This window comes from Streptomyces desertarenae, from assembly GCF_042681365.1.
GTDB lineage: Bacteria > Actinomycetota > Actinomycetes > Streptomycetales > Streptomycetaceae > Streptomyces > Streptomyces desertarenae.
This window is the reverse complement of record NZ_JBHUFU010000017.1, coordinates 77,950-93,157: the sequence shown is the minus strand read 5'-3', so window position 1 is coordinate 93,157 and position 15,208 is coordinate 77,950. Positions and strand designations below refer to the sequence as shown.

The window sequence follows — 15,208 nt, the reverse complement described above, 5'->3', positions numbered from 1 at the left end:
GACCATGAACGGCATCCACGCAGCGGAGCACATTCCCCTGGCGGCCTCCGACCTGGCGATCGGCATCGGACCGCTCGTCGCCGGGCTCCTGGTCGCGAGTCTGCTGGTCCTGGCCGTGGTGTACGGGCTGCGTCTGCTCAGGCGGGGCGATGAGGGGGTCTCCACGGCCTCCCCGCATCCCGAGAAGCCGATCGGCTACGAGGACGGCGTCCGCGACGACGACGCCATCCCCACCGACGGCCGGCGCCGGTACCCCCACGAGCTCCAGGAGCACGACGACACCCACCCGGTCGGACCCGACGACCGGCGCACCTGGGACCCGGGCAGCAGCGGCGGCTTCGGCTCCGGCGGCCCCGGCCACACCTGAGCCGGTCCGCCCCCGTCCCGCGCCCGGCACCGTCGAACCCGGGGCGCGGGGCGGCCGGTCCGTGCCCCCACGGCCGTCCCCGCGGCGGCCGCGGGGGCACACCGCGTGCCCTCCGGCCGCCGGACCGCGGCCCGGCTCCTCCCGGCTGGCGGCACCGGCCGGGACGCCCTCGCCGCCTCCGGCGTCCCCGTGAGCGGCCGGCCTGCCGGCCACCGCCCCGTCCCCGAGCGGGCAGCCCGCCGACACCGCCCCCGCCGCGCACGTCCCCGCCGCCGGGGCGCCGGACATCCCTTGACGGGATCCCCCGCCTCCCCGGAGATCCGCCGGCCGGCCCGGCCCCCCTCCCCGGCCCGGCCGTGCCCCGGGAGCGCCGCCGCCCGGATCCGCGGGACGCCCCGCCGTGCGGGGACGGGCACGGCGGGGCGTCCCGCGGATCCGGGCCGGGGGCCGGGCCTCAGCCCTCGAGGTCCCGGTTGAAGTCGCGCTCGCACTGCTCGCGCTCGGCCGCGGTGCCGGCCTTGTTCACGCACTCCTCGAAGTTCCCGAACTCCTCGGAGTTGAGGAACGAGACCCCCGCGGCGATGACGACCACGGACGCCACCAGCCCCAGGGCGCCCACCACGGCCCCCGCCAGCGCCATCCCGCCGTTGGTCGCCTCGCCCCGCTTCGCGCGCCGGCGGCCGGCGATGCCGAGCGCGATCGCGGCCAGGCCCAGCACGATGCCGCCGACGAGGGTCCAGAACAGCAGCAGGGCCGCCACACCGAGCACGAGGGCGGTGATGCCCAGCCCGTTGCGCGGCGGCCGCCCGCCGGCGGCGGGGCCCGACGGGACGGCGCCCGGGCCGTGGGCGCCGGAAGGGTCGTACTGCGGAGGATGCGAAGACACCGGGACGTCCTTTCGGTCGGGCGGGCGGCGGGCCGGCGGGCCGGCCGGCCCACGTCCCGTCCCGTCCGCCCGCACGGGGCAGCGGTGCGGAACCACGCTCTCTTCCGCACCGCCCGGACCGGCAACCCGCGCCCGCGCCGGGGGAGTTGCCGTGTCCAGCGGGTGCCCGGGCGCGGCGTGCCGAAACGGCGGGACTCAGGTGTCCCCGGTCCCCGCGGCACGGCCCCGGTCCGCCCGGCGGCCCCACCGCCGGCGGCGGGGCGGGTGGACGGCGCGGCCCAGCCGGCGGCCGAGCAGCAGGTAGCCCAGGAGGGCGCCGGTGGTGTTGAGGATGACGTCGTCGACGTCGAAGGCGCGGCCCGGGACGACGAACCCCTGCACCAGTTCCACCGCGGCCATCACCGCCGCGGTCAGCAGCACCACCCGCAGCAGTCCCCGGGTGCGGGGCAGGGCGACGGGCAGCAGCACGCCGAAGGGCACGCCCAGCGCGATGTTGCCGCCCAGCTGCTTGACGGTGTCGCGGAACGCGGGCTGGTCGAGGTAGGCGCGGATGGAGGCGCCCGGACGCAGGTTGCTGTGGGTCAGGGCCTCCGAGGCGTGGGAGGGGGTCAGGGTCAGCCGGGCGAGGACGACGGCGAAGAGCACCGTCGCGGCCAGGGCCGCCGCCATCACCAGGAACCGCACCACCGGCGAGCGGGGCGCGGGCGGCCCCTCGCGCACCGCCGCGTCCCTCCCGCCCGCTCCGGTGCCGCCCGCTCCGGTACCGGCACCCGTCCTCCCGGTGCCCCTCGACAGGAGACCGCGCCTCATCCGGTCCACCCCCAGGTCGTGTCCGTCCGCGGTGCGGGCGGTGCGCCGCCCGCACCGCGGACGTCGGATACCCGGGGTGAGGGGACGCATGCGGAAGGAGACCGCCGCGTCCCGCGCCCGCGGCGACCGGGGCCACCGCCCCGCGCCCCGCCCTTCGCCCCGCCGAACCGGCCGTCCGCGGCGCCTTCCGCGCCGGGAGGTTCCCTAGCATGGCGTCATGGTCGAGCACCCGGCTGACGCCGACACCCAGGCCCGAGGGACCGACGCGGCGGGCCGGACCCGCTCCACCTGGCTGGTGGTCCTCGCCGCGTGCGCCGGGCAGTTCCTCGTGGTGCTCGACGTCTCCGTGGTCAACGTGGCGCTGCCCGCCATGCGCACCGGCCTGGGCATGGACGCCGCGCAGCTCCAGTGGGTCGTCAACACCTACACGCTGACCTTCGCCGGCTTCATGCTGCTGGGCGGCCGGGCCGGGGACGTCTTCGGGCGCAAGCGGGTCTTCCTGGCCGGACTCGGCCTGTTCACCGCCGCCAGCCTCGCGGGCGGCCTGGCCGCGGAGCCCTGGCAGCTCCTCACCGCACGGGCCGTGCAGGGCGTGGGGGCGGCCGTCCTGGCGCCCTCCACCCTGACCCTGCTCACCACCTCCGTCCCCGAGGGACCGGCCCGCGCCCGCGCCATCGGCACCTGGACGGCGGTGGGCGCGGGCGGCGGCGCGGCGGGCGGCTTCGTCGGCGGGGTCCTCACCGACCTGCTCTCCTGGCGCTGGGTGCTGCTGGTCAACGTGCCCATCGGGGTGCTCGTCCTCCTCGTGGCGGTGCTCCGGCTGGGCGACGACCGCACCGCCCCCGGCGCGGACGGCGGCACCCCCGCCGAGAGGGGCGGGAGGATGGACGTGCCCGGCGCGGTGCTGGTCACGGCCGGGCTCGGCACGCTGGCGTACGGCATCGTGCAGACGGAGGCGGCCGGCTGGGGGGAGGCGGCGGCCCTGGTGCCGCTGCTGGGCGGGGTGGCGCTGCTGGGCCTCTTCATCGCGGTCGAGGCCCGGGCCGGGGCGCCGCTGATGCCGCTGCGGCTCTTCCGGCTGCCGTCGGTGCCGGCCGCCAACGCGGCGATGTTCGTCTGCGGCGCCGCACTGGTCTCCTCCTGGTACTTCGTCTCCCTGTACATGCAGAACGTCCTGCTGCTCACGCCCCTCCAGGCGGGTCTGGGCTTCCTGCCCCTCTCGCTGTCCGTCGTCGCCGGCTCCAAGCTCGCCCCCCGGCTGATGCACCTGCTGGGCGCCAGGAGCACCGCGCTGACGGGCGTGGCGCTGTCGGCGGCCGGCTTCCTCTGGTACGGGCTGGCCATGGGGGCGGACGGCTCCTACGCGGGCACCGTCCTGGGACCCGGCGCCACGGCGATGCTCGGCACCGGGCTGCTGGCCACCCCGCTGGCCTCCCTGGCCACCTCCGGCGCCCCCTACCGGGACGCGGGCGTGGTCTCGGCGATGGTGAACACCTCCCGGACCATGGGCGGCTCCCTGGGCCTGGCGGTGCTGTCCACGGTGGCGGCCGGCCGCATCACCGGCGACGCCCCCGAGGCCCTCGCCCCCGGCTACGCCCTGGCCTTCCGCACCGGTTCGGCCGTCCTGGCGGGCTGCCTGCTGCTGATCCTGCTGACGCTGCCGGGAGAGGGCCGCCGCTCGCCCCGGGCCCCCGCACGGTGACCGGGCGGAGGCCCGGGGCGAGCGGCGCGGCCCTCACCAGAGCCGGTCGCGGAACTCCTCCACGCACCGGCCGCGCTCGGTGGAATCGGAGGCGTCGCGCAGACAGGCGCGGAAGTCGTCCACCGCGTCGGAGCCGAGGAAGGCCGGCGACGCGGCGACCAGGGCGGCGGAGAGCACCAGGCCGACGAGTCCGGTGACCGCGCCGGTGAGGGCCATCCGGCCGTTGCCCGCCTCGCCCCGCGCGGCCCTGCGGTGGCCGACGAGGCCGAACACCACCGCCGGCACGCCCAGCACCACGCCGGGCAGGACGGTCCAGAACAGCACCAGGGCACTCAGCCCGAGGACCAGGGCGGCGATCCCCATCCCGTCGCGGGGCCGCGGCACGGGACCGCAGGGGCCCGGGCCCTGCGGGGGGCGGGGGCTCCGGTCCGGCGGGGGCGGGTGGGAGGACGAGGGCACGGTGACCTCCTTCCGGGCGGTTCGCCGCTTCCACCGCCCTGCGGTACCCGCGGCGCGGTGCGCCAACCGGCGCGTCCCGGGGGCGTCCGCCGGCCGGACAGGGGCCGCGTTAGCGTCGGGGTGTGCACGACGAGAGAACCACCGGGGGATCCCGCGGGGAGGACGCCGGCAAGCCACCGTCCCCGCCCGCCGCGTCCCCGCCCGCCCTGTTCACCCACGCCTTCGCCGCCGACCCCTATCCGGCGTACGCCTGGCTGCGCGAGCACGCGCCCGTGCACCGGACCGTGCTGCCCAGCGGGGTGGAGGCGTGGCTGGTGACGCGGTACGCCGACGCCCGCGAGACGCTGGCCGACCCGCGGCTGAGCAAGAACCCCCTCCACCACAGCGAGGCCGCGCACGGCAAGGGCAAGGTGGGCATCCCGGGCGAGCGCAGCGCCAACCTGATGACGCACCTGCTCAACATCGACCCGCCCGACCACACCCGGCTGCGGCGGCTGGTCTCCACGGCGTTCACGCCGCGCCGGGTGGCGGCCTTCGAACCGCGCGTGCGGGAGCTGGCCGACCGGCTGATCGACGGCTTCGCGGGGCGCGGCCGGGCCGACCTGATCCACGAGTTCGCGTTCCCGCTGCCCATCTACGCCATCTGCGACATGCTCGGCGTGCCGGCCGAGGACCAGGACGACTTCCGCGACTGGGCGGGCATGATGATCCGCCACGGCGGCGGGCCGCGCGGCGGGGTGGGCCGGGCGGTCAAGCGGATGCGCGCCTACCTGGCCGACCTGATCCACCGCAAACGCGGCGACCTGGGCGACGACCTGATCTCCGGGCTGATCCGGGCGAGCGACCACGGCGAGCACCTCACGGAGAACGAGGCCGCCGCGATGGCCTTCATCCTCCTGTTCGCCGGCTTCGAGACCACCGTCAACCTCATCGGCAACGGCACCTACGCGCTGCTGCGCAACCCCGGGCAGCGGCGGCTCCTGCAGGACGCGCTGGCCGCGGGGGACACCGGGCTGCTGCGGACGGCGGTGGAGGAACTGCTGCGCTACGACGGCCCGGTGGAACTGGCGACCTGGCGGTTCGCCACCGAGCCGCTGACGATCGGCGGGCAGCGGATCGGGACCGGCGAGCCGGTGCTGGTGGTGCTGGCCGCCGCCGACCGCGACCCCGACAGGTTCGGCGACCCCGACACGCTCGACCTCACGCGCCGTGACAACCCCCACCTCGGCTACGGCCACGGCATCCACTACTGCCTGGGCGCGCCGCTGGCCCGGCTGGAGGGGCGGACGGCTCTGTCGTCCCTGCTGGGACGCCTGCCCGACCTGCGGCTCGCGGCCGATCCGGCCGAACTGCGGTGGCGCGGCGGCCTCATCATGCGGGGGCTGCGGGAACTCCCGGTGGAGTTCGAACCGGTGCCCAGGTGACGCGCAGTCACCTGTGTGACCTGAGCGTGATCTGCGTGACACTGGCTTGTGATGATCGTACCGGGGCGCTACCTTCAGCCGTCAACTGCTCAACCCTGTTGGCTCCCCACGCACGAGAGGCCCCACACATGCTCTCCGGGAACGGTAGACACCGCCGCCCCCGCCAGGCTCCCGCCATCTTCGTCACCGCCGGCGTGACCGGCGCGGGAATCGCGATGCCCCTGCTCGGGGCGTCGGGCGCACAGGCGGCCGACCTCGACACCTGGGACAAGGTCGCGCAGTGCGAGAGCGGCGGGCTGTGGAGCGCCGACACCGGCAACGGCTACTACGGCGGCCTCCAACTCACCCAGGAGACCTGGGAGCAGTACGGCGGCACCGCCTACGCGGAGCGCCCCGACCTCGCCAGCCGCAGCCAGCAGATCGCGGTCGCCGAGAAGATCCTCGCCGACCAGGGGCCGGACGCCTGGCCCTCCTGCGGCATCAACGCCGGGCTGCGCCACGACACCACCGGCGAGGCGCCCGCCATCGACCCGGGCCTCCTGCTGCCTCCCGGAGGCGACGTCCGCGACGCCCCGTCGGACGGCTCCGGCGCCGCGGACGGCTCCGGCACGGAGAAGCCCGCGGCCGGGGCCGGCGAGGACGGGTCCGGCGCGGAGGAACCCGCGGACGGCGCCGGTGCGGAGGGCCCCGCGGACGGCGCCGGGAGCGGCGGGGACGGGGCCGCCGGAGGCTCCGGAGCGGACGGTGCCGGCGCGGACGGCGGTGCGGACGGCGGTGCGGACGCGGCGGATGACGGGGCGTCCGCCGGGGCCGGCCGGGCCGAGGAGACCGGCGGCGCCCCCCGCGAGGGCACCGGCAGGCACCGCGGCGAGCGCGACCCGGGCGAGCTGGAACAGGAGCGGCGGCAGGCGGAGGACGGCCGGGAGGACGGCCGCGGGACCGCGCAGGAGGAGCGCTCCGCGGAGGAGCGGCGCACCGACCGCTCCGCGCGCGCGGGCTTCGCGGGCGGCCTGGAACTCGGCGTACCGGAGCCGGAGTACCGGGTGCAGCCCGGCGACTCGCTGGTGTCGATCTCCCTCCGGCACGAGGTCGAGGGCGGCTGGAGCGAGCTGTACGAGAACAACCGCGAGGTGGTGGGCGAGGATCCGGACCTGATCCTGCCGGGCCAGGAACTCAGCCTCGGCTGAACCCGAAAGGGTGCCGCCGGATGACCCACCCGGCGTACCACGGCGTGTCCCTCCCGCCGGGCCTAACGTCACTCGCCTGACCTGCGGTGATTCATCACTATTGGAGCAACATGCCCTCTTGGTTGGGATCTGACGTGCTTTGAGGTGTGTGCCCCGGTGTGTTTACCGTCGTCTCGCTCGCGACCGCGAGTGCCACCGACCGCAGCGCCGAATCCTGCCGGCGGCCGGTGGGGTAGTCGTCGCGCCAGCGCCGATGGCAGGAGCGGGGGAACCAGGTAGGCGCCGCCGCGGACCGCGCACACGGAAGCGACCGTGCGCACGGAAAGCGGCGGCTTGGGGTGAAGCCGCACGGGACACCGCGTCCCCGCGGCCGGGTTGCTCACTGCCCGAACCCGACAGCTCACCTCGCAGGCGTCGGTGAGAGGGACGTCGATGCTGTTCACTGGCAAGGGTCACGACAGTCGTACCGTCCGAGCCGTCCGCGCCGCCGCCCTGACGGGCGCCGCCATCGCCGCCCCGGTGGCGGGCGCGCCGGGAGCTTCGGCGGCCCCCGTGGACACCTGGGAGCGGGTGGCCCGGTGCGAGTCCGGCGGCAACTGGTCGATCAACACCGGGAACGGCTACTACGGCGGGCTGCAGTTCTCGCAGTCCAGCTGGGAGGCCGCCGGCGGCACCCGGTACGCGCCGCGCGCGGACCTGGCCACCAGGGAGCAGCAGATCGCGGTGGCCGAGCGCCTGCTGGCCCTGCAGGGCCCGCGCGCCTGGGCCTGCGCGGACGAGGGCGGCCTCACCGCCGGCGGGCCGGCGGCGGACGTGGACCCCGGCGGCGCCGGGGAGCGGTCCGGGCAGCAGGAATCCCGTTCGCACCCCCCCGCCCGGCGGCCCCGGGCGCAGGAGCAGTCGCGGCCCGACGCGCAGCAGGCCGCGGGCGCCGAGAGGGCCGGTGCCGCCGGGAACGCCGAGTCCGCCGGGAACGCCGGGACCACCGCCGGGAAGGACGGGGCCACCGCCGGGAAGGACGGGAGCACCGAGGAGGCCGGGGGCACCTACACGGTGCGGTCCGGCGACACGCTCCGCGCCATCGCCGCCGCCCACGGCACCACCTGGCAGCAGGTGTACGAGGAGAACAGGGACGTCGTCGGCGACGACCCCAACCTGATCTTCCCCGGTCAGCAGCTCAGGGTCTGATCCCGCCACGTCCCGGTGCGGCACGCCGCCCCCTTCGGGGGAAGGCGCGCCGCACCGGGTTTATTCAACATGGAAACAAAATCCTTCAATCCCCTCTGAGCTGCGATTTCATCCACCGTTCCGCCGTATGGCACGGGCTGTCGGCAGGGGGGCGCGCACGGGCCGGATAGGCTCAGGGCACTGAGACCTCACACACATGCCCGACACACACGAAGGAGACCCTCGTGCCGTCCATCGACGTCGTAGTGGCCCGCGAGATCCTCGACTCGCGAGGCAACCCCACGGTCGAGGTCGAGGTCGGCCTCGACGACGGCAGCACCGGTCGTGCCGCCGTCCCGTCCGGTGCCTCGACCGGCGCCTTCGAGGCCATCGAGCTGCGCGACGGGGACAAGAGCCGCTACGGCGGCAAGGGCGTCGAGAAGGCCGTCCTCGCCGTGATCGAGCAGATCGGCCCGGAGCTGGTCGGCTACGACGCCACCGAGCAGCGCCTGATCGACCAGGCGATGTTCGACCTGGACGCCACCCCGGACAAGTCCTCGCTCGGCGCCAACGCCATCCTGGGCGTCTCGCTGGCCGTCGCCCACGCCGCCTCCGAGGCCTCGGACCTGCCGCTCTTCCGCTACCTCGGCGGCCCGAACGCGCACCTGCTGCCGGTGCCGATGATGAACATCCTCAACGGCGGCGCCCACGCGGACTCCAACGTCGACATCCAGGAGTTCATGATCGCCCCCATCGGCGCGGAGTCCTTCTCCGAGGCCCTGCGCTGGGGCACCGAGGTCTACCACACCCTCAAGAAGGTGCTGAAGGAGCGCGGTCTCTCCACCGGCCTGGGCGACGAGGGCGGCTTCGCCCCGGACCTGGGCTCCAACCGCGAGGCCCTCGACCTGATCCTGGAGGCCGTCAGGCAGGCCGGCTACACCCCCGGCCAGGACATCGCCCTCGCCCTGGACGTCGCCGCCACCGAGTTCCACAAGGACGGCCGCTACGTCTTCGAGGGCCAGGAGCGCACCGCCGCCGAGATGATCTCCTACTACGCCGAGCTGGTCGAGGCGTACCCGCTGGTCTCCATCGAGGACCCGCTGAACGAGGAGGACTGGGAGGGCTGGAAGGCCATCACCGCCGAGCTCGGCGACAAGGTCCAGCTCGTCGGCGACGACCTGTTCGTCACCAACCCCGAGCGGCTGGCCCGCGGCATCGAGGAGGGCGCCGGCAACGCCCTGCTGGTCAAGGTCAACCAGATCGGCTCCCTGACCGAGACCCTGGACGCCGTCGAGCTGGCCCAGCGCAACGGCTTCAAGTGCATGATGTCCCACCGCTCCGGCGAGACCGAGGACGTCACCATCGCCGACCTGGCCGTCGCCACCAACTGCGGCCAGATCAAGACCGGTGCCCCGGCCCGCTCCGAGCGCGTCGCCAAGTACAACCAGCTGCTGCGCATCGAGGAGATCCTCGACGACGCCGCGGTCTACGCCGGCCGCTCCGCCTTCCCGCGGTTCCGCCCCGCCGGCCGGTGAGCCGCCGGTAGGACCGGCCGCTCCACCGAGCGCCGCCGCAGCGTCCCCCGCCGCCGTCCCGTACGGTGGCGGGGGACGCTGCGGCACGACGGGCCGCGCGGAACGGCGACAGGGCGAACGGCAGGGGAGGCGAGGTGGCCGCGGACCGGGACAGGTTCTCCACCGCGACCAGGCTCAGGGCGCTGGGCACACAGGCGGCGGAGCGCGTCTACCGCGCGCAGAGCCGCCGGATGCGCAGCCCCCGCCGCAGCCGGCTCACCGGGCGGGCGGCGCTGCTCGTCCTCGTGCTGTGCTCGCTGGTGGTCGCCCTGGCCTACCCGACGCGCCAGTACCTCTCGCAGCGGGCGGAGATCGCCGAGCAGCGGCGCCTGGTCGAGGAGTTGCGGAAGCGGGTCGAGGACAAGCGCGACGAGAAGGCCCGCTGGCAGGATCCGGCCTACGTCGAGCGGATGGCCCGCGAGCACCTGCTGTACGTCCGCCCCGGCGAGGTCGGCTACCTGCTCCCCGAGGGCGCGGTCGGCCGCGGCGCGGACGGGGGCGCCGGCGGCGCGTCCCGCTCCGGGCGCCCCACCGCCCCCGGTCCCGCCGACCGCTCCTGGTACCGGCACCTGTGGGACGGCGTGGACGCGGCCGACCAGCACCCCTGAACCGGTGCCGCGCCCCGCGCGCCCGGCCCCCGACACCCTCGAAGCACCCTAGGACGCCATGGACACGCCCCCTCCCTCCACCGAACCCACCGAGCCCACCGACGCGGACGTCGAGGCGTTCAGGCAGCAGCTCGGCCGCCCGCCCCGCGGTCTGCGCGCCATCGCGCACCGCTGCCCGTGCGGGCTGCCCGACGTGGTGGAGACCGCGCCGCGGCTGGAGGACGGCACGCCCTTCCCGACGACGTACTACCTCACCTGCCCCCGCGCGGCCTCCGCCATCGGCACCCTGGAGGCCGAGGGCGTGATGAGGGAGATGACCGAGCGGCTGCGGACGGACCCGGAGCTGGCCGCCGCCTACCGCCGGGCGCACGAGGACTACATCGCCCGCCGCGACGCGATCGAGGTGCTGGAGGGCTTCCCCAGCGCGGGCGGGATGCCCGACCGGGTGAAGTGCCTGCACGTGCTGGTGGCCCACTCGCTGGCCGCCGGACCCGGCGTCAACCCGCTGGGGGACGAGGCGATCGGCATGCTGCCCGAGTGGTGGCGCAAGGGGCCGTGCGTGTGCCCGGGCGAGCCGGCCGGGGGGACCGACGGAGCCGGCGGGCCGGACGGGCGCGCCGGGGAACAGGAGGACGCGGAATGACGACACGGGTCGCCGCCGTCGACTGCGGCACCAATTCCATCCGGCTGCTCGTCGCCGACCTCGACCCGGCCGGCGGCGAGCCGGCCGAACTCGACCGCCGCATGCGGATCGTCCGCCTCGGGCAGGGCGTCGACCGCACCGGGCGGCTCGCCCCCGAGGCGCTGGAGCGGACCTTCGCGGCGTGCCGCGAGTACGCCGGGGTGCTCCGCGAACTGGGCGTCACCCCCGAGCACACGCGGTTCGTGGCCACCTCGGCCTCGCGCGACGCCGAGAACCGGGACGACTTCGTGCGCGGCGTGGTGGACATCCTGGGCGTGGAGCCGGAGGTCGTCACCGGCGACGAGGAGGCCCGGCTCTCCTTCACCGGCGCCACCCGCGAACTGGCCGGCCACGAGCACGTGCCCGGGCCCTACCTGGTGGTGGACATCGGCGGCGGTTCCACCGAGCTGGTGGTGGGCGACGACACGGTGCGGGCCGCCCGCAGCGTGGACGTCGGCTGCGTCCGGCTGACCGAGCGTCACCTGCTGCGCGACGGGAGGATCGCCGACCCCCCCACCGCCGGGCAGGTCGCCGCGATGAGGGCGGACGCCGACGCCGCGCTGGACCTGGCCGGGGAGACCGTCCCGCTGTCCGGGGCCCGGACGCTGGTGGGGCTGGCGGGCTCGGTCACCACCGTCGCCGGCATCGCGCTGGAGCTGCCCGCGTACGACTCCCGGGCCATCCACCACTCCCGGATCACCGCCGGGCAGGTCGCCGCCGTCACCGAGCGCCTGCTGACCTCCACGCACGAGGAGCGCGCCGCGCTCCCCGTGATGCACCCGGGCCGGGTGGACGTGATCGGCGCCGGCGCCCTCGTCCTGCTGGCGGTCATGGAGCGCACCGGGGCGCGGGAGGTCGTCGTCAGCGAGCACGACATCCTCGACGGCATCGCCTGGAGCGTGCTCGAGAGGGCGTGACGGGCGCGGGAACCACCCGGGCCCGTCCGCGCGCCGGACGGGCCCGGGTCCCCGGGGCGGTTCTCCGGGCGGTGGCGGACGCGCGCGCCGCGGGGGGTCCGCCCGCTGGTGGAAGGGGGTCCGGAGGGTGCGGACCGGGCGGAACACGCCGCTCCGCAGCCACCCGGCGAAAAGGTTCGTGAAGTTCTTCACAAGGAAAAGCGCGCAGGCGACCGAAGTTACGCGCCGGTAGCAGGGATTCCGGGGATCCGTGCACCGGGACGCCCCGCCCCCTCGGCGGCAGCCGGGTGCGCCCTTGGCGGGCCGTGGAATCCGCGACGGCTCCGCTGCGGGGGGAATGCCCCAGCTCACAAGGGGTGTGCAACGTGCCGTGAGGGTCCTGGGTTCCCCGCGGGGGGTGTGGCTCCGGTCACGGGTCGGCGGAGTGTAGCAGAAGCGGGTTGGGTGCTTGTGAAGACCCTCACGAGCCCTGCTCCGAACGGCGGGGGATACTCGATGGCATGAGCACCACGGAGCGTCCGCGAATCCTCGTAGTGGGTGGCGGGTACGTCGGTCTGTACGCAGCGCGCCGCATCCTCAAGAAGATGCGGTACGGCGAGGCGACCGTCACCGTCGTCGACCCGCGCTCGTACATGACGTACCAGCCCTTCCTGCCGGAAGCAGCCGCCGGCTCCATCTCCCCGCGCCACGTCGTCGTCCCGCTGCGGCGCGTGCTCCCCAAGGCGGAGGTCCTCACCGGGCGCGTCACCGGCATCGACCAGGACCGCAAGGTCGCCACGGTCGCGCCGCTGGTGGGCGACGCCTACGAGCTGCCCTTCGACTACCTGGTCGTCGCGCTCGGCGCCGTCTCCCGCACCTTCCCGATCCCCGGCCTGGCCGAGAACGGCATCGGCATGAAGGGCATCGAGGAGGCCATCGGCCTGCGCAACCACGTCCTGGAGCAGCTCGACAAGGCCGACTCCACGAACGACGAGGCCGTCCGCCGCCGGGCCCTGACCTTCGTCTTCGTCGGCGGCGGCTTCGCCGGTGCCGAGACCATCGGCGAGGTCGAGGACATGGCGCGCGACGCGTGCAAGTACTACACCAACGTCCGCCGCGAGGACATGCGCTTCATCCTCGTCGACGCCGCGGACAAGATCCTTCCCGAGGTCGGTCCCGAGCTCGGCAAGTGGGGCCTGGAGCACCTCCAGAAGCGGGGTGTCGAGGTCTACCTGTCCACGTCGATGGAGTCCTGCGTCGACGGCCACGTGGTGCTCAAGAACGGCCTCGAGGTGGACTCCGACACCATCGTGTGGACGGCCGGCGTCAAGCCGAACCCGGCACTGGCCCGCTACGGCCTGCCGCTCGGCCCCCGCGGCCACGTGGACACCGAGGCGACGCTCCAGGTCAAGGGCACCGACTACATCTGGGCCGCGGGCGACAACGCCCAGGTCCCGGACCTCGTCGGCCGCGAGGCGGGCAACGAGAACGCCTGGTGCCCGCCGAACGCGCAGCACGCCCTGCGCCAGGCCAAGGTGCTCGGCGACAACGTGATCTCGGGCATGCGGGGCTTCCCGCAGACCGAGTACCGCCACGCCAACAAGGGCGCGGTCGCCGGCCTCGGCCTCCACAAGGGCGTCGCGATGATCGTCCTGGGCAAGAGGATCAAGCTCAAGCTCAAGGGCCGCCTGGCCTGGTACATGCACCGCGGCTACCACGGCATGGCGGTGCCCACCTGGAACCGCAAGATCCGGGTCTTCGCCGACTGGACGCTCGGGATGTTCCTCAAGCGCGAGGTCGTCTCGCTCGGCGCCATGGAGAACCCCCGCGAGGAGTTCTACGAGGCGGCGGCCCCGGTCTCCGCGGCCGCCCAGGAGTCCCGCCAGAAGGCCAAGGCCTCCTGAGACGGGCGGCCCGACGGCCGCCGTCCGCACGCGGCTTCCCGCCCGCGCCGGCCCGCGCGACAGGGACACGCGAAGGGGCGCCCGCCCTCCCCACCCGGGGGGCGGGCGCCCCTTCGCGCGTCCCGGCCCCACCGGGCGACCGGGCCGGCGCAGGCATGGACGGCGGGCCTGCCGGGGGATGCATCGGTGGTGAGGAAGGAGCACCGGTTCCCACGGAAGGCGGACGAACATGGCCCAGGCCGCTGCACGGCTCGTCGGATCCATCGAGAGCGCGCTGGGAGTGCCCCTGCCCGTACGGGTGAGGGCGTGGGACGGCAGCCAGGCCGGCCCCCCGGGAGCGCCCACCGTCGTCGTACGGCACCGGCGCGCGCTGCGCCGGCTGCTGTGGAAACCGGGGGAACTCGGCCTGGCCCGTGCCTGGGTGGCCGGGGAGGTCGACGTCGAGGGCGATCTGTACGAGGCCCTGGAGCGGCTCGCCCCGCTGGTGTGGGAGCGGGACGGCGCGCCCGCCCCGCCCCGGGCGGAACGGCTCCGGCTCGGCCGTGAACTCCTCGCCCTCGCCGGGCCGCTGCCCCCGCCGCCCCCGCCGCGCGAGGAGGTCCGCGGCCGCACCGGGCTGCGCCACACCCTCCACCGCGACCGGCGCGCGATCAGCCACCACTACGACGTCGGCAACGAGTTCTACGCCCTGGTGCTCGGCCCGTCCATGGTCTACTCGTGCGCCTACTGGGACGGGGAGGGCGGCACCGCCACCACGCTGGAGGAGGCCCAGCGGGCCAAGCTCGACCTGGTCTGCCGCAAGCTGGGGCTGAGAGGCGGCACGCGGCTGCTGGACGTCGGGTGCGGCTGGGGCGCGCTGGCGGTGCACGCCGCCCGCGAGTACGGGGCGCGGGTCACCGGCGTCACGCTCTCCCGGGAGCAGGCCGGGTACGCCCGCAAGCGCGTCGCCGAGGCCGGGCTCACCGACCGCGTCGACATCCGCGTCCAGGACTACCGCCACGTCGACGACGGGCCCTACGACGCCATCGCCTCGGTCGGCATGGCCGAGCACGTCGGCGCGGTGCGCTACCGGCTGTACGCGGACCGGCTGTACGCCCTGCTGCGGCCCGGCGGGCGGCTGCTCAACCACCAGATCGCCCGGCGCCCCGAGGGGAGCGGGGAGACGCACCGGGCCGATCCGTTCATCGACGCCTACGTCTTCCCCGACGGCGAACTCGCTCCCGTGGGGCACACGGTGACGATCCTGGAGGAGGCCGGCTTCGAGGTGCGCGACCTGGAGTCCATCCGGGAGCACTACGCGCTGACCCTGCGCCGCTGGGTGGCCAACCTGGAGTCCGACCTGCCCGGCGCGGCGCGGCTGGCCGGCCCGGGCCGGGCCCGGGTGTGGCGGCTGTACATGGCCGCCTCGGCGCTCGCGTTCGAGCGCAACCGCATCGGCGTCAACCAGGTCCTGGCCGTGCGCACCCGGGACGGCGGCGCCTCCGGCCTCCCGCTGCGCACCCGCGACTGGCGGTAGGCGGCGGGGGCGGCGGGGGCGCTCCA

At 75.4% G+C, this 15,208-nt stretch carries 14 protein-coding genes and 1 riboswitch; of the genes, 11 read left to right on the top strand and 3 right to left on the bottom strand.

What is annotated here, in order from left to right:
* Window positions 1–4: 4 nt before the first annotated feature.
* On the top strand, window positions 5–367 hold the full coding sequence (locus ACFSJS_RS23765; protein ID WP_380903736.1) for a DUF6479 family protein: 363 nt from the start codon (window positions 5–7) through the stop codon (window positions 365–367).
* A gap of 454 nt (window positions 368–821) precedes the next feature.
* Here ACFSJS_RS23765 and ACFSJS_RS23760 read toward each other — a convergent pair whose 3' ends face one another.
* Both ACFSJS_RS23760 and ACFSJS_RS23755 read right to left on the bottom strand, forming a co-directional pair.
* Complete coding sequence (locus ACFSJS_RS23760; protein WP_380903734.1) at window positions 822–1,253, bottom strand: DUF4190 domain-containing protein; 432 nt, start codon at window positions 1,251–1,253, stop codon at window positions 822–824.
* A 195-nt stretch (window positions 1,254–1,448) separates the two neighbouring features.
* Window positions 1,449–2,063, bottom strand: a complete 615-nt coding sequence (locus ACFSJS_RS23755; protein WP_380903732.1) for a VanZ family protein — start codon at window positions 2,061–2,063, stop codon at window positions 1,449–1,451.
* A gap of 217 nt (window positions 2,064–2,280) precedes the next feature.
* On the opposite strand from ACFSJS_RS23755, the gene ACFSJS_RS23750 reads away from it, so the two are divergent.
* Window positions 2,281–3,765: an MFS transporter gene (locus ACFSJS_RS23750; protein ID WP_380903730.1), complete on the top strand. Its 1,485-nt coding sequence runs from the start codon at window positions 2,281–2,283 to the stop codon at window positions 3,763–3,765.
* Window positions 3,766–3,798: 33 nt separating this feature from the next.
* Here the strand turns inward: ACFSJS_RS23750 and ACFSJS_RS23745 are convergent, their stop codons facing one another.
* Window positions 3,799–4,224, bottom strand: coding sequence for a DUF4190 domain-containing protein (locus tag ACFSJS_RS23745; RefSeq protein WP_380903728.1), 426 nt, complete (start codon window positions 4,222–4,224; stop codon window positions 3,799–3,801).
* Window positions 4,225–4,430: 206 nt separating this feature from the next.
* On the opposite strand from ACFSJS_RS23745, the gene ACFSJS_RS23740 reads away from it, so the two are divergent.
* The 9 genes from ACFSJS_RS23740 to ACFSJS_RS23700 all read left to right on the top strand — a co-directional run bounded on the left by ACFSJS_RS23740 (window position 4,431) and on the right by ACFSJS_RS23700 (window position 15,182).
* The gene (locus ACFSJS_RS23740) at window positions 4,431–5,648 is read left to right on the top strand and encodes a cytochrome P450 family protein (protein WP_380903765.1); all 1,218 of its coding nucleotides are present in this window, start codon (window positions 4,431–4,433) and stop codon (window positions 5,646–5,648) included.
* Between the two features lie 215 nt (window positions 5,649–5,863).
* Complete coding sequence (locus ACFSJS_RS23735; RefSeq protein ID WP_380903726.1) at window positions 5,864–6,835, top strand: transglycosylase family protein; 972 nt, start codon at window positions 5,864–5,866, stop codon at window positions 6,833–6,835.
* 232 nt (window positions 6,836–7,067) lie between these two features.
* Window positions 7,068–7,264: riboswitch (cyclic di-AMP (ydaO/yuaA leader) on the top strand.
* A gap of 3 nt (window positions 7,265–7,267) precedes the next feature.
* Window positions 7,268–8,023 carry a transglycosylase family protein gene (locus ACFSJS_RS23730; protein ID WP_380903724.1) on the top strand — a complete coding sequence of 252 codons (756 nt, stop codon included), beginning with the start codon at window positions 7,268–7,270 and terminating at the stop codon, window positions 8,021–8,023.
* A 224-nt stretch (window positions 8,024–8,247) separates the two neighbouring features.
* Window positions 8,248–9,537 (top strand): phosphopyruvate hydratase, encoded by a 1,290-nt coding sequence (eno, locus tag ACFSJS_RS23725; protein ID WP_380903722.1) that lies wholly within the window; start codon window positions 8,248–8,250, stop codon window positions 9,535–9,537.
* A gap of 134 nt (window positions 9,538–9,671) precedes the next feature.
* Window positions 9,672–10,184 carry an FtsB family cell division protein gene (locus tag ACFSJS_RS23720; protein WP_380903720.1) on the top strand — a complete coding sequence of 171 codons (513 nt, stop codon included), beginning with the start codon at window positions 9,672–9,674 and terminating at the stop codon, window positions 10,182–10,184.
* Between the two features lie 58 nt (window positions 10,185–10,242).
* Entirely contained in the window at window positions 10,243–10,827 is a 585-nt protein-coding gene (locus tag ACFSJS_RS23715; protein WP_380903718.1) for a DUF501 domain-containing protein, read from the top strand.
* Window positions 10,824–11,783, top strand: a complete 960-nt coding sequence (locus ACFSJS_RS23710; RefSeq protein WP_380903716.1) for a Ppx/GppA phosphatase family protein — start codon at window positions 10,824–10,826, stop codon at window positions 11,781–11,783. Before ACFSJS_RS23715 ends, ACFSJS_RS23710 begins: the two co-directional genes overlap by 4 nt.
* A gap of 500 nt (window positions 11,784–12,283) precedes the next feature.
* Window positions 12,284–13,666, top strand: a complete 1,383-nt coding sequence (locus ACFSJS_RS23705; RefSeq protein ID WP_380903714.1) for an NAD(P)/FAD-dependent oxidoreductase — start codon at window positions 12,284–12,286, stop codon at window positions 13,664–13,666.
* A gap of 229 nt (window positions 13,667–13,895) precedes the next feature.
* A complete protein-coding gene (locus ACFSJS_RS23700; RefSeq protein WP_380903712.1) occupies window positions 13,896–15,182 on the top strand; it encodes a class I SAM-dependent methyltransferase in 1,287 nt (428 codons plus the stop codon).
* The last annotated feature ends 26 nt before the right edge of the window (window positions 15,183–15,208 follow it).

Excerpts from the sequence above, each read along its gene's own strand:
- ACFSJS_RS23700 (WP_380903712.1), top strand. The coding sequence starts at position 13,896 with ATGGCCCAGGCCGCTGCACGGCTCGTCGGATCCATCGAGAGCGCGCTG.
- ACFSJS_RS23750 (WP_380903730.1), top strand. The coding sequence starts at position 2,281 with ATGGTCGAGCACCCGGCTGACGCCGACACCCAGGCCCGAGGGACCGAC.
- ACFSJS_RS23735 (WP_380903726.1), top strand. The coding sequence starts at position 5,864 with ATGCCCCTGCTCGGGGCGTCGGGCGCACAGGCGGCCGACCTCGACACC.
- ACFSJS_RS23710 (WP_380903716.1), top strand. The coding sequence starts at position 10,824 with ATGACGACACGGGTCGCCGCCGTCGACTGCGGCACCAATTCCATCCGG.
- ACFSJS_RS23730 (WP_380903724.1), top strand. The coding sequence starts at position 7,268 with ATGCTGTTCACTGGCAAGGGTCACGACAGTCGTACCGTCCGAGCCGTC.
- ACFSJS_RS23765 (WP_380903736.1), top strand. The coding sequence starts at position 5 with ATGAACGGCATCCACGCAGCGGAGCACATTCCCCTGGCGGCCTCCGAC.
- ACFSJS_RS23705 (WP_380903714.1), top strand. The coding sequence starts at position 12,284 with ATGAGCACCACGGAGCGTCCGCGAATCCTCGTAGTGGGTGGCGGGTAC.
- ACFSJS_RS23715 (WP_380903718.1), top strand. The coding sequence starts at position 10,243 with ATGGACACGCCCCCTCCCTCCACCGAACCCACCGAGCCCACCGACGCG.
- ACFSJS_RS23755 (WP_380903732.1), bottom strand. The coding sequence starts at position 2,063 with ATGAGGCGCGGTCTCCTGTCGAGGGGCACCGGGAGGACGGGTGCCGGT.